Origin of the sequence: Candidatus Angelobacter sp., from assembly GCA_035607015.1 — a bacterium.
Classification (GTDB): domain Bacteria; phylum Verrucomicrobiota; class Verrucomicrobiia; order Limisphaerales; family AV2; genus AV2.
Window position 1 is genome coordinate 1 of sequence record DATNDF010000304.1, and the last position, 13,948, is coordinate 13,948.

Genomic DNA, 13,948 nt, shown 5'->3' on the forward strand with positions numbered 1-13,948 from the left:
GGCGCGAAGCGCATCCTGTCGGGAATAGTTACTGACGCGCTGGCCCTCGCGAAGAAGGAGCCGCCTGCCAAACCTCCTTTTACAGTCCTGTTACAACAACCAGAAACGCCGTTTAAGACGTGGCTTGAATCGAAACTGAACGAGAAGCACGACGTTCGGATTATCCTGTTTAAACGAGCGAGTGAATTGCTTGCCCTGATGAATCAGCAGCCATTCGATGTCGCTGTTGTCTGCGGAATAGAGTGGGACACACTCACTCACTTGGAGTATAAGTATCGTACCCCTGAAGCTTTCAAGGTGCTGGCCGGTTTGAACGCGCGGTACGGCAAACCGATTATCACCATGAAAGGATTAGCGACGCAGGAGCTTGTCGAGAGGTTGGAAGGCGAGAATGAACTCGACTTTTGGTACGGTCGGTTCTCGACGCGGGAGTTCTGGGACACCTTAGAAAGCTGTTTGCCGATCCGACGTGACTCCGCGCATGACGCTGCTAACGCGGCGCCTCAACCTCCGAGGGCGCGGCCTCCTCGAATTGTAGTGAATGACGACGAGGAAATGCAGCGGGAGATCATTCGTATTCTCGTCAAGACATCCTATAAGGATGCGACCGTGCTGTTGTTCGATGATGCTGAGGAAGCCTTAAAGGAACTAAAAAGAGAACCCCCTGACCTTTTCACGACCGACGTGCAGCACGCCAAGATAGATGGCTTTCAGATGCTAGGGCAGCTCGCGAAAATGGAACCGAAGTGTCCCGCCTTTGTAATCTCTGGCGCTGTAAGTAGTGAGAAGGTACTGCGCTATACAGACCCTAAATTGGACGTTACGTTTTTCTCCAAGCCCTTCAAGATTCCAGAGTTCAGAAGGGAACTGGAAAAATACTTTGGCCCCACTGAGCTACCGGATAGACCAGTTCCAAAGCACGAAGCATGAACAGCCAGCCCTGGATTCTCCTCGACACCGAAACGACGGGCTTCGCCGCACCGATCTTCGTTGTTGAACTGGCGGCCCAACGGATGCGTGGTTGGGAACCGGACGGCGTGCCGTTCCGCAAGTTGCTGAATCAAAATGCGGACATTCCGGCCGAAGCCTCGCGCGTCCACGGTTATACTCGCGAAATTCTTGAGCGCGATGGCGAGCCGCCCCGCGAGGTCTATCGGGAGTTTTCAGAATACGCGGGCAATCTGCCGCTCGTTTCATTCAACCTCGCATACGATCTGGACGAAGTGCTGACGCCGGAATGGAAGCGGCTGGCCGTTGCGCCAATTGGTTTGCCGGGCCTCTGCGCTCTGCGTCTGGCCCAGCGTCTTCTTGATCCCGTGCCCGCCGGCAACTGCAAGCTGCAAACGCTCCGCCAGTATTACCGTCTGCCCGAACGCGGCGCGCACACAGCGCTGGGCGATGTTCAAACGGTCGCGGATTTATTCGCGCAAGTGCTCCATCCAATCGCCGAACATCGCGGCCTGGACACCTGGGAAAAGCTCACCCACTATGCAGTGGAGGAATGGTATCCGTCCCGCATCGCCTTTGGAAAACACAAGGGCAGGTTGGTTCACGAATCCCGGAAAGACGCGGAATTGCGCCGCTGGCTCGACTCGCTGGCCAGTTCGAGCAATGCCCGCAACGCTCAGATGGGTCGCTGGTATCTGCGCCAACTGACTGTCACGAAGGAAGCGGACACGACGGTATTCTCCGCCTCCGAAGTCGAACGCAAAGGCAAACGAGCCGAAACACCACGCGCCGGCACCGTCGCCGCGCTGGTCATCTACGCAAATCCCGAATTGGAAGAACTCCGTCAGCTTGTCGCCGGCGCGCGGGCGCGTCTGGCGGAACTGGAAACGGACTACACGACAGAGAAGGCGCGCGTGGACGCCATGCAAGCCGCCCTGTTCCGGCGCTTGCGCGAGCACTACCAGAAACGCGACCGGCTGCGGCTCATCGTTGACTATCGCAAAAAGTATCTGGACTCGTTGATTCGTGGCGGCGAGGAGGAGGCGAAACAAGCGGAAGAGAATTACGAGCGGGCCAGGGCGCAATCCGAAAAGGATTACGAGGAAACAGCGGCAGCCGTAGCGAAGAAGAAACAACTCACGCCTGACGAGGAAGCCGAATTGACCCGGCTGTGGAAGAAGCTGGTCAAGTTGTATCACCCCGACCGCTTCGCCGACCAGCCCGACAAGTTGGAGACTTATCACAAACTGACCAGCGCCATCAACCGCGCGAAGGACACCGGCGATATCAAGACGCTCCGTGAAATCGCCGAAGACCCGCACGGATACATTTTGCGACAGGGCTGGACGAGTCTGGACTTCAGCGACGGCGCGGAACTATCGCAATTGCGCAAGCTCTACGAAAGCCTGCAACTGGAAATCATCGAGGTCCTCGAAACGTTGAACCGGCTGCGGGAAAGTCCCGACTTCGAGCTTTGCCGGTTCACCGAGAAGAAACCGGGCGTGCTGGACGAACTCGCGGCAGAACGAAAGAAGATGCTCGAAAAGGAAAGCGCCGACCTGGAAAAGCAGGCCGGACAACTCGCAACGGAGATCGAAGAATTGTCTGGAGAGACGCCCGATCACATCGTATAGCCCGCTCGCCGCCTCCTTTGAGCGACATCGGGCTTGAGCGGCCTGATAACCAACAGCGCCATGAAACGAACCGAAGAAGGAGGCGGGTCCCGCGGCAGGGAAATGTTGTGGTCGTCCCTCCTCTGGGCGGTCGGCGGTTTCGCGGTCTATGTGCTGAGCTACGGACCGATTGTTTGGATCGAGCCCAAAATTGGGAGCAAACACGTTCGCTCCATCATTGAAGGAACCTACGTGCCCGCCAACTACGTGCTGTTCGAGACGCCGCTGCGCCCTTTCGGAGACTGGTACGTCAGCATGTGGGTTGACCTTTCTCCGGTTGCACAATGAAATTGCGAACGCGGCTTGCAGCCGGTGGCCCGGTCCGTAAACTTCCGTCTCGTCCGATGCGCAAAATGTCCATCGTCCTCCTCCCGCTGCTTGTTGTCTTCTGCGCCTGGTGCGCCCCGGCCTCGCTCACTGCCGCGCTCCCGCCCGCGGGTTCGCCTTATTCCGCGTTCCACACGGAAAAGCTCGCCGAAATGGACGCCGCCATCGAACGCGCCCTCGCGGACCATGATTGCCCCGGCGTTGTGTTGTGGCTGGAGCGGAATGACGCCGCGTATCACAAGGCCTACGGCAAACGCGCCCTCGTGCCCGCCGGGGAACCAATGACCGAGGACACGATCTTCGACGCGGCATCTCTGACCAAGGTGATCGCCACCACACCGGCGGTGATGCTGTTGATCGAACGCGGCAAGGTCCGCCTCGACGAGCGCGTCCAGGCGTACATCCCGGAATTCACCGGCGAGGGCAAGGAAGCCGTCACCATCCGGCAGCTCATGACGCACACGTCCGGACTGCGGCCCGACATCAGCACACAGCCGCCCTGGTCGGGTTACGACACCGCCATCCGAATGGCCTGCGCCGAAAAACTTCTCTCGGCGCCCGGCGCAGTTTTTCGGTACAGCGACATCAATTTTTTCATGCTCGGCGAAGTCGTACGGCGCGTCAGCGGACTGAACCTGAACGAATTCGTCGCGCGAGAAATCTACGGACCGCTCAAAATGGCGGACACCGGTTTCCTTCCGCCAGCCTCGAAGCTTCCCCGCATCGCGCCGACGGAAAAAGTCAACGGCCGGGTTTTGCGCGGCACGGTGCATGATCCGACCGCGCGGTTCATGGGGGGTGTGGCGGGTCACGCGGGACTGTTCACGACCGCCGCCGATCTGGCGCGCTATGCCCGGATGCTGCTCAACCTCGGGGAACTTGACGGCGTCCGCATCTTCAAACCGGAGACCGTCCGATTGATGACCAGCGTGCAGTCGCCGGAGGGCGTCCCGGCGCGGCGCGGGCTGGGCTGGGACATTGATTCAGGCTACAGCCGTCCGCGCGGGAAGATTTTTCCGCCCGGTTCCTACGGCCACACCGGCTTCACCGGCACCGCGCTCTGGATTGATCCCTTCTCGAAAACCTTCTGGATTTTTCTGTCGAACCGCGTCCATCCAGACGGCAAGGGCAACGTGCTCGGGTTGGAAGGCGAGCTGGCCAGTCTCGCGGGGCAGGCTGTCATCGGCTTCAACTTCTCCTACGTGCCGGGTTCGCTAACGCCGCGTCCAGCCGAGGAAAACGCGATTCCGGCAAAAAAGGCAGCTTCGTTAAAAACGGTCGAGGTTCACAACGGGATTGACGGGCTGGCGAAGCGGCATTTCGCGCCGCTCAAGGGATTACGGGTCGGTCTCATCACCAACCACACCGGCCAAGATCGCGAACGCAATCCAACCATCGACCTGTTGAAGAACGCCCCGGACGTGCGACTCAGGGCGTTGTTCAGCCCGGAGCACGGCATTCGCGGCGCGCTCGACGAAAAAGTCGGCGACAGCACGGATGAAAAAACCGGTCTGCCGGTTTTCAGCCTTTACGGCGCGCGACGGGCGCCGTCACCGGAACAATTGAAGGACCTCGACGCGCTCGTGTTCGACATACAGGACATTGGCTGCCGCTTCTACACCTACATCGCCACGCTGGGCAACTGCCTGGAGGCGGCCGGCCAAGCGAGGTTGAAATTTTTAGTGCTCGACCGCGTGAACCCGATCAACGGCACGCGCATCGAAGGGCCGGTTTATCGGGGTGAAAGCAGTTTCACAGCATTTCACTCCCTTCCGCTGCGCACCGGCATGACCATGGGAGAGCTGGCCAAAATGTTCAACGCCGAGCGCGGCTTTGACGCGGACCTCACCGTCGTTCCGATCGAGGGCTGGACGCGCGACCTTTGGTTCGACCAGACCCGTCTGCCGTGGACGAATCCATCGCCGAACATGCGCAACCTGACCGAGGCGATCCTGTATCCGGGCGTCGGTTTGCTGGAGACGGCGGTCTCCGTCGGCCGCGGCACGGATACGCCGTTTGAGGTCGTCGGCGCGCCGTACGTGGACGACGTGAAGCTCGCTGCGGAGTTGAATCGCGCGAACCTGCCGGGCATCCGCTTCGTGCCGGTTCGCTTTGAGCCCACGGCGAGCGTGTTCAAGGATAAGTCGTGCGGCGGCGTTTACCTGATGGTGACCGATCGCGACGCGCTCGAAGCCGTGGACGTTGGAATCACTCTGGCACTCGCCTTGCAACGGCTTTACCCGAAGGATTTCGCGCTGGAAAAAGTGCAGCACCTGCTGCAGGACCCGCCGACCCTCGACGCCATCAAAGCCGGCAAAACGCTGTCGGAGATCAAACAGCTTTGGGCGAACGATCTGGACGAATTCAGGAAGCGGCGCGAGAAGTTTTTGATCTACCGCTGAGCGGAGGCTTGGTCGTGTGTGCCTGCCTTCCCATCGTCTCCCGCGGCAAAAAAACGAAAAAGTTTGTTCCCCGTTCAGTACCGCTTCTTCGGACTTGGATCCGGCAGCTCGGCGGGTTTGTCCGCGATCGTCAGCGTGATCGTCTCGTTCGATCGCCACGGCCGCGACCGGCGATTGATGTAAAGGGTGCGCGGGATCAATTCGATTTCGTGCCCGAACAAATCAAACGTCACCGTCCCCGGCAGATAGGTCAGGTCCTCGAATTTCACCCGGCCGAACGGCACCGGCTTTTGGGGAACATCAAACAACACCGTGGCGTCCGGATTGGCCGCCGTTTCACCACCGAACACGATCTTCAGGTTCGCGATGTTCAGCTTCGGCTGGTTGACGATGATGGCGGGCGCGCCGTTGGTTTCCTGCGTAAAGGTCACGCGCCACGGTCCCCGCCGGGTGCGCAGGTGCTGGTCGAGCTCGAACCCGCCGATGTAAATCGCCAGCGCCAGCAGCAGGCCGCCAAGGACAGGTTTCGCCAGGCCGTTCGATCGCATTTTGAAGGCGAAGACTTCGCGAGCGGAAAGGCGATGTCAAGCCGCCGGGATTGAATGGGGTTTATTGGCCGGGAAAGAATGTATTGCTCATCCAGATCAGCAGGCCGAGCAGGGCCAACCCGAGAAGCAGACTGCCGGCGATCAGTTTCTTCTCCACCGGCAGCAACGGTTCATACTTCATTTTCTTCAGCTCCTCGGACAATTTCGGTTCGTCAGGCATGGGGATCCTCCGTATCTTCAGCCGATCGCGAGCGGCGGTTTCACGCCATGGAAGAAAAGCCAGGAGATTAACAGTCCGATCCAGATGATGAATCCGAACAGACAGACGACATAAACCGCCGCCAGCCGGCCGATGCCTTCCTCCCATAGCTTCCTGAAGTTCGACACCACCCCGATGGTGAAGAATGTCAGCACGAAGAACAATACTCGAAAAACATCCGTGCCCGCCGTCACGGTCTTTGCGGCGGCAGTCCCGCCGGGAGACCCAAGGCAAATCACCAGCATCACAAGAAACGTGGCGGCATAACCCAGGATGAACTTCGGGAAACGTTCCCAGATTTCAACCGCGCGCACCCTTTCGCCGGTGCGATTTTCGATTTTCGAGCACCAGATGACGGCAAGGATGAACGACCAGATGCCGATGAACATATCGATGAACACCTTGACCGTCGTCGCGGTCATCGTCATCCAGCCTTCCTGATAGCGAATACCCGCCTCGGCTGCTTTGGCGCGAATCAAGGAGTCGGTGATGGTCCCGCTTGCCACCGCCGCGCCGTCGGTCTTTACGGCCAGCCCCATCCACGCCCCCGCCACCATCGGTTCCTGATGCAGGAAATGCCGGGCGACGAACGGCAGGAACAACAACTCGACCACGGCAAAGATGACCACCAGCGACGAAACCATGATGGGCACGACGGGCCGCGCGCGAATCGCCGCGCCGGTGGCGATCGCGGCGGACACACCACAAATGGAAATGCCCGACGCCAGCGGCGCCGCCCATTCACGGCTGAACCGGAAATACTTTCTCGCGACGAAATAAACCAGCGCCCAGTAGATGAGATACGCTTCGACGATGGCGCACAGTCCTCGAAACAGGACGGTTTTGGCCAGACCCATGGCTTCGGCGCTTTTCACGCCCAACGTCGCGCCGAGCAGCACGATGGCGATCTTGATGTAAAGCTCCGGCCGGATCGCATCCTGCATCGCGCCCGCCAGCCGGGGCAGAAAATTGCCCGCCACCAACCCTGCCAGCAGTGCGACAATGAATCCGGCCTCGCCCGTAAGGTTCAACGACCAGGGGATGCCGAATTTTTTCAGCTCGACCGGCGTGGCGGCGATGTAAGCGAAATGGCCGAGGGCAAAGCATCCGTAGCCGATGAAAAAGACCAGGCTGAAGGCGATCACGAATTTGCTGAACCGCACGCGCAGGCACATTTTCGCTGCTACCGTGAGGATTCCCAGCAGAAGGAGATAGGTGAAAATCAACGAGGCAATGCCCTCGACGCGCGGGTAATTCTTCGAGACCGGCGTCATGATGTCCGGAACCCGCGTCCAGACGTTCGTCTTGATGGCCCAGCCAAAGACCTCAACGCCACTGAATCCGAGAAGGGAAACCAGAAAGAGGGAAAGTCCGATCATCAGCGCCAGCCAGTCCTCGCTGATTTTGGGCGTCACGGGTTTGCCAGCGGCAATTTGCGTGGGACTGGAACTGCTCAGACTCATCGCGTTGGTCGGGAACCGGCGCGACAATTACAAAAACCCGGCGCCGATTGAAAGCCATTTTTGCGCGCTCCCCGGACCGGCGCCGCCTATAAAACATTTGCGCGGCATGGAACGCTGCTTTTATGGTTTCCCTCAGATGACCGAGAGCACAGGAATCCTGTCCGCCACGCCAGCGGTTATGCCGCCTTTGGACCCCGGATTCCGCCCGATTTCATTGGGGAACCGGAGCTACAAACAGACAGTCGCAGCCGCGAAAACCAGGGTTCCGCTGGCCATCGCTCTGGAACGAAACGACGGGCAGATCTCCGTTTTCAATACAGAGATCCTGCCCGTCATTTCAGGTCGCGACGCGGCGACTCATCTGTATATCGAACGTCTGGTTAAATTCCTTCTCTGGCAAATCGGCGGCTGGAAAATCACGATCGCCGGGTCCAGTTCGATTGGTGACCACATCGCGCAGATTTACTCGCACGCCGGCGCGCGCGCGTTCGACGTGAAGTTAATGGAGCAGGTTTACGAGAAAAAGTTTGTCGTCGCGACGGTTGATCACGCAAAAACACCGACCGCCCGCGAATCGTCCATGGCGCTCGGCGGACATCTGGACGGCTGCCGCATCGGTTTCGACCTCGGCGCCAGCGACTACAAACTCGCCGCCGTGCAAAATGGCGAAGCCGTCTTCACGACTGAGATTCCTTGGGACCCGCGACCGCAGACGAATCCCGATTGGCACTATCAAAAAATCAACGACGGCTTGAAACTCGCGGCAAAGCATCTGCCGCGCGTGGATGCCATCGGCGGCAGTTCGGCGGGCATTTACATCGACAACAAGGTCATGGTGGCGTCGCTGTTTCGCGGCGTGCCTCCTGAACTTTTCGCGCAAAAGGTCAAACCGCTGTTCCTGAACCTGCGCAAAGAATGGGATGTGCCGTTTGAGGTGGCCAACGACGGCGACGTGACCGCCCTCGCAGGCGCGATGTCGCTCCAGACGAACGGCGTGCTCGGCGTCGCGATGGGCTCGAGCCAGGCGGCGGGTTTCCTGGACGCGCAGGGCCGCATCACCGGCTGGCTGAATGAGCTGGCCTTCGCGCCGATTGACTATAACCCGCGCGCCGCGGCGGACGAATGGTCCGGCGACACCGGCTGCGGCGTGCAGTGCTTCTCGCAACAGGCGGTCGTTCGGCTGGCGCCGGCGGCGGGAATCGAGTTGCCGAAAGGACATCCCGCGGAACAGCTCAAGTTCGTCCAGGAATTGCACAAGCAGGGCGACCCGCGTCCGCCAAAGATTTTTGAAACCATCGGCGTGTATCTTGGCTACGCGCTGGCGCAGTATGCAGACATGTATGACTTCCGCCATCTGCTCGTGTTGGGCCGCGTAACCTCCGGCGCGGGCGGCGACCTCATCGTGGAGAAAGCGAAGGAAGTCCTATCCGCCGACTTTCCCGAACTGGGACAAAAGCTTTCGGTCCACTTGCCGGATGAAAAGAGCAAACGGGTCGGGCAGGCGGTTGCAGCGGCGAGTTTGCCAAACATAAAGTGAAAAATCTGTGCTACAGGAAATGGCGCATCGGGTTTTGCGTCGTGATGGTCGGCGCTCTGACGTTATGGCTGATGGTTTATCCGCACCGTTCCAAGGAACCAAGTTACCAAGGACGCACACTAACAGAGTGGCTCAGTGATTGTTCAGTATACCCCCCTCCCGTCCTTGGCGAGAGTCCGAGAGTATTCAATTCGCATTTCCCGGCAACCGAGCATGCGGTGAAAGAAATCGGTACGAATGCGATACCAACCCTGCTCGAAATGCTCCAGGCGGGAGATTCAACGACGGATCTGAAAGCCAAACTGAATGTGTTATTGAATCGACAATCGATAATCCATTTCCGCTTTCGGTCTGGTTCCGACTATCGACGTTTGGCGGTCTTCGGCTTTGAAATCCTCAACAAGGATGCGGCGCCCGCCGTGCCTGCCTTGATTGGTTTGTTGAACAACCAGCATACCATTGCTCGGTATCATGTTATCCAGGCTTTGGAAAACATCGGGCCTGCGGCTAAAGGCGCTGTGCCCGCATTGCTCTTACGCGTTAACGACGAAGAAGTAAGCACTCGATACGCTGTGCGTTATGCCCTTACAAAAATCGACCCCGAAGCCGCCGCGAAAGCGGGGGTAAAATAACTGGTGCTTGTGTCAATCTCATCTCCTACCTCGCTAAATGCCCAGATCAGTTTCCGCAAAGATCCCGCTTCAGATGGAAAATATCTATGAACCCCTATTACCACTTCGTCTCCGAATACGCCTGCTTTGCCAAAGAGGGCCGGACTTATCCGCTCGGCAACTTCGCGCCATTACCTCGACCGCAAATCGCGCCGGACGCGCCGAAGGTTTTGATTTTTTCACCGCATCCGGATGACGAGGTCATCATCGGCGGGCTGGCGTTGCGGCTGTTGCGCGAGGCGAAATGGAATGTCATCAACGTCGCTGTCACGCAAGGCAGCAAGAAAGAGCGTCAGGCGGAACGGTTGAAAGAATTGAAGAATTGCTGCGACTGCATTGGCTTCGGCCTGTTGCAGACCGCGCCAAACGGGCTCGAGAAAGTGATCCCAAAAACTCGCGCGCAGGAACCGGAGCACTGGGCGCAATCGGTCAAAGTAATCGCCGACATTCTCGCGGGGCATCGACCGCGCTTGATTCTCTTTCCGCACGACCTTGATTGGAACAGCTCCCATGTCGGCACCCATTTTCTGGTGATGGACGCGCTCAAGAGTTTGCCGCCGGATTTCACTTGCTTCACCGTCGAGACCGAGTTCTGGGGACAGAATCCGGCGCCGAACCTGATGGTCGAACTGAGCGTGCAGCAGGTTGCGGATCTCATCACCGCGTTAACGTTTCACGTCGGCGAAGTTCAGCGCAATCCATATCACCTCTCGCTGCCCGCCTGGATGATTGACAATGTGCGTCGTGGGGCGGAGTTGGTCGGCGGCCAGGGCGGGGCCGCGCCGGACTTCACCTTCGCGACGCTGTATCGGCTGCGAAAGTGGAGCGACGGTGGGCTGGAAAACCACTACGAAGGCGGAAAGTATTTGAGTTGCGGCGACAAACCGGACGCGCTGTTTCCATGATTACAGGGCGTGACGTCCCATCACGCCGGCCGGGTTGCAACTCAATCTGCGGCGGGCTGAGGACGGTCCGCACTTCCGCAGATTCACGGCTTGTCCGAATGCCCATTGAACTCCGCGAGCATTACGGCAATGGGATCAAGGTCATCCTTCACGGTGTGTTTCCCTTCGGTGTCGTCGTAGCCATTCAACATGAGTGAAAAGGCGAGGTGTTCGCCCGTGGCCGTCGTTACATAGCCGGACAAGGTGTGAACATAACCAATGGTTCCGGTTTTCGCTTGGACGTTTCTGGCGGCGGCGGTGCCTTTCATGCGATTGCGCAGGGACCCGTCCACACCCGCGACCGGCAGCGCATCGCGAAAAACCTGCGCGGCGCGATGCCCGTTCATGAAGGCGAGCAATCGAACGAAAGCGTCTGGCGTGACCAGCGCGCTGCGCGACAGACCGGAGCCCTCATCGAACAACAATTCGCCGCGTTTGATGCCAGCCTCCTTCGCGAAGCGGTTCAGTTCCGCGATACCCGCATCTTCGGTCGTTTGTGTTTTGTTCCCGGGCTTTTGATTGCGCGCCCCAACCTGGAGCAGCAACAACTGCGCATAGAGGTTTTGCGACGGCTTCAACATTTTCATGAGAATCTCTGAAAGGGGGCGCGATTCAACTGAGGTGATCTCGATCAATTTCGCCACATCAAGCGGCTGCCCTTCCCGCTCGAGCCAGTTCACCGAGCGGGTCTTTCCTGCAACGACGATTCCGCGTTTTTCGATTTGCTCCCTGAGCCGCGTGACAAACCAGAGCGCCGGATTGTGGACGCTGACGGCGTCGGCATGGTTCGTCCCCAGCGGCAGCTGGCCGGAGACGTAAACCGTGTTTTCACCGATGGGCCGGTACAAATTGATTTCGCGCCTGCCGCCTTTCTCCACGGTCCTGACACGATTGACGAAGATGAGGAAACTCGTCTGTGGCTTTGTCGTGATGAGACAGGGTTCGCCGGTTTTTGCACCGGGTTTGAAGACCAGATCAACGACGTTGTCTTCCTGCGTGAGCGCCGAGACTTCCGCGCCGTAGTAATTCTGCAGATCGTCCCAGGTCCAGCTCGAACCCAGGGGCGGCCCACGAAAAAAACTTTCGTCGCCAACGAGGTCGCCTTCGATCCGTTTGACGCCCGTTGCCAGAAGCGCGTTGACCAGGGGCTCCAGCGTTTTGCCATAGTCGCCGTCGTTGAACCGGGCGGCAAACGACGGGTCGCCGCGGCCGTAAATGACAAGGTCGCCTCTTACCGCACCCTCCGCGTCCGGTTTGCCGGAGGCGTAAAGAGACGTCTTGATGCGATAATCCGGGCCCAGCCGGTCGAGCGCGAGCGCAGCGGTGAACAGCTTGGCGTTTGAGGCGGGCTTGAGCAGCTTGTAGGAGTTGGTTTCAAAGAGTGTCGTGCCGGAATCGAGCGAAACGATCTTCGCTCCCCAGGCGGCCGATACGAAGCGTGGCTGTAAAAGGTGCCCGGTGATTTTTGCGCGCAGTTCCGATAGCGTGGCGGCAGGCGGATGGTTTGCTACGGTCGCACCAGGTTGAGCGGCAATTGTCGAAGCGGCGAGGGCCAGTCCGCTCGCACGGCAGAGCAAACTGTTCAAGATGGATCGAATCAGGCACATGGCACCGGTTGTTTAGCTTTATCTAAACGCGTCACTTTCACGAAAACTGGCAGCCCGTTGTTCCGCTTCACGAACTTCTTCCTTAGACATTTGCTTCGCCTGTAAACCGAGCTTCGCCGTTGCATTTGTATCGCCATGCCTCGCCGCTAAGAAGAGCCATTTGTAACCCTCAACTAAATCCTTTGATACGGCGACTCCGTCCGAATACATAACCCCGAGGAACGATTGTGCTTGAGTGTCGCCTTTATCGGCTGCCAACCGAAACCACTTCGCTGCTTCGTCCACATTTCGCGAAACCCCGCGCCCTTCGTAATACATCACGCCAAGCGTGGCTTGTGCCGGGGTGAACCCTTGACCTGCGGCTTTGTGAAACCATATCGCCGCCGCCTCTTCATTCTTCGCTATCCCCCGGCCTTTCGCGAGACACAAACCAAAGTTGAATTGCGCCATGACATTTCCTTGATTGGCAGCTTTGCCAAACCATTTTGCCTCTTCCACCGGGTCCTTCGCTACTCCTTGTCCTTTTGTGCAACAAAGCCCTAACTTAAATTGTGCAGGAGCGAATCCCTGATCGGCCGCCTTGCGAATCCATTTCGCAGCTTCCACTTCATTCCGCGCTATCCCTTCACCCATCTCAAGACATAGACCAAAGTTGAATTGCGCTTGAGCGAACCCCTGAACGGCAGCGCTCCTAAACCAATTTACTGCCTCGACATTGTCCTTCGGAACACCATTGCCGCGCTGATAAAGAATTCCGAGGTTGTACTTCGCATTGGGGTAGTCCTGGTCTGCTGCCCTGCGAAACCATCTTAAGGCTTCCTCATCGTCCTTCGGAACGCCTTTGCCGCCTGCGTAGCACAAGCCCATCCAGAATTGCGCCTGTATGTGCCTACTATCGGCCGCCTTGCGGAGCCATTTAACTGCTTCCACTTCGTCCTTCGTTACACCCTCTCCTTTTGCGAGACATAGACCAAGGTTGAATTGCGCCATTGCGTTGTCTTGATTGGCCGCTCTGCCAAACCATTTGACTGCTTCCGCGTAGTCCTTCCTCACGCCGTCTCCTTCGTGATAACGAACTCCAAGATTGCACTGGGCTGTTGCGTTCCCGCGGCCAGCCGCCTCCATGAGTTGGTCGAGAGATGGTGTGTTTTGACTGACGTGTTTGTCTTTGGGTTTGCAAGAAGTAACCGAAAAAACGAGTTGGACGAGCAAAAGAACAGGAATCCAATGAGTCCGATTCGTTCTCATGCGATATAACTAGCTTCTTCCAGTTCTTGTTCAAGTCTGATTGGTTCATTTAAGCTATCGCCTCCAATTATGCGCAAGCTGACACCACCGGACAGTCATCACCTGAACGCCGCGTCCGGCTGGTTGGAATTGGGGAATGCCGCCGAAGCCAGAGCCGAACTGACGCGCGTCTCGGCAACAAACCGGAACCACCCCGCCACGCTCGAACTGGAATGGCAGATTTGTGCCGCGGGAAAGGACTGGCTGTCCGCTCTGGCAGCGGCGCAAAAACTGGTCCGACTCGATCCCGCAAACGTTTCGGGTTGGATTCACCAGTCGTAC

13 protein-coding genes are annotated in these 13,948 nt (G+C 58.3%); 8 read left to right on the plus strand and 5 right to left on the minus strand.

Annotated elements, in window-relative coordinates:
- The 4 genes from VN887_12125 to VN887_12140 all read left to right on the plus strand — a co-directional run.
- A partial coding sequence (locus tag VN887_12125) for a response regulator (GenBank protein ID HXT40750.1) occupies window positions 1–930 on the plus strand: 930 nt, incomplete at its 5' end.
- Window positions 927–2,582 carry an exonuclease domain-containing protein gene (locus VN887_12130; protein HXT40751.1) on the plus strand — a complete coding sequence of 552 codons (1,656 nt, stop codon included), beginning with the start codon at window positions 927–929 and terminating at the stop codon, window positions 2,580–2,582. The genes VN887_12125 and VN887_12130, both read left to right, overlap by 4 nt.
- 60 nt (window positions 2,583–2,642) lie before the next feature.
- Window positions 2,643–2,909, plus strand: coding sequence for a hypothetical protein (locus VN887_12135; GenBank protein HXT40752.1), 267 nt, complete (start codon window positions 2,643–2,645; stop codon window positions 2,907–2,909).
- A 56-nt stretch (window positions 2,910–2,965) separates the two neighbouring features.
- Window positions 2,966–5,350, plus strand: a complete 2,385-nt coding sequence (locus tag VN887_12140; GenBank protein ID HXT40753.1) for an exo-beta-N-acetylmuramidase NamZ domain-containing protein — start codon at window positions 2,966–2,968, stop codon at window positions 5,348–5,350.
- A 74-nt stretch (window positions 5,351–5,424) separates the two neighbouring features.
- On the opposite strand, the gene VN887_12145 is transcribed toward VN887_12140, so the two are convergent.
- The 3 genes from VN887_12145 to VN887_12155 all read right to left on the minus strand — a co-directional run bounded on the left by VN887_12145 (window position 5,425) and on the right by VN887_12155 (window position 7,620).
- The gene (locus VN887_12145; protein ID HXT40754.1) at window positions 5,425–5,898 is read right to left on the minus strand and encodes a hypothetical protein; all 474 of its coding nucleotides are present in this window, start codon (window positions 5,896–5,898) and stop codon (window positions 5,425–5,427) included.
- A 61-nt stretch (window positions 5,899–5,959) separates the two neighbouring features.
- Window positions 5,960–6,118, minus strand: a complete 159-nt coding sequence (locus VN887_12150) for a hypothetical protein (GenBank protein ID HXT40755.1) — start codon at window positions 6,116–6,118, stop codon at window positions 5,960–5,962.
- Between the two features lie 17 nt (window positions 6,119–6,135).
- A complete protein-coding gene (locus tag VN887_12155) occupies window positions 6,136–7,620 on the minus strand; it encodes a putative sulfate exporter family transporter (GenBank protein HXT40756.1) in 1,485 nt (494 codons plus the stop codon).
- Between the two features lie 106 nt (window positions 7,621–7,726).
- Here VN887_12155 and VN887_12160 point away from each other — a divergent pair, with 106 nt between their 5' ends.
- From VN887_12160 to VN887_12170, 3 genes are all read left to right on the plus strand, one after another.
- Window positions 7,727–9,157, plus strand: coding sequence for an ROK family protein (locus tag VN887_12160; protein ID HXT40757.1), 1,431 nt, complete (start codon window positions 7,727–7,729; stop codon window positions 9,155–9,157).
- Complete coding sequence (locus VN887_12165) at window positions 9,154–9,789, plus strand: hypothetical protein (GenBank protein HXT40758.1); 636 nt, start codon at window positions 9,154–9,156, stop codon at window positions 9,787–9,789. Before VN887_12160 ends, VN887_12165 begins: the two co-directional genes overlap by 4 nt.
- Window positions 9,790–9,875: 86 nt before the next feature.
- Window positions 9,876–10,733, plus strand: coding sequence for a PIG-L family deacetylase (locus VN887_12170; GenBank protein HXT40759.1), 858 nt, complete (start codon window positions 9,876–9,878; stop codon window positions 10,731–10,733).
- A gap of 83 nt (window positions 10,734–10,816) precedes the next feature.
- On the opposite strand, the gene dacB is transcribed toward VN887_12170, so the two are convergent.
- Entirely contained in the window at window positions 10,817–12,379 is a 1,563-nt protein-coding gene (gene dacB / locus VN887_12175) for a D-alanyl-D-alanine carboxypeptidase/D-alanyl-D-alanine-endopeptidase (protein HXT40760.1), read from the minus strand.
- Between the two features lie 18 nt (window positions 12,380–12,397).
- The gene (locus VN887_12180) at window positions 12,398–13,627 is read right to left on the minus strand and encodes a hypothetical protein (protein HXT40761.1); all 1,230 of its coding nucleotides are present in this window, start codon (window positions 13,625–13,627) and stop codon (window positions 12,398–12,400) included.
- A gap of 69 nt (window positions 13,628–13,696) precedes the next feature.
- On the opposite strand from VN887_12180, the gene VN887_12185 reads away from it, so the two are divergent.
- On the plus strand, window positions 13,697–13,948 hold a 252-nt coding region (locus VN887_12185), incomplete at its 3' end, for a tetratricopeptide repeat protein (GenBank protein ID HXT40762.1).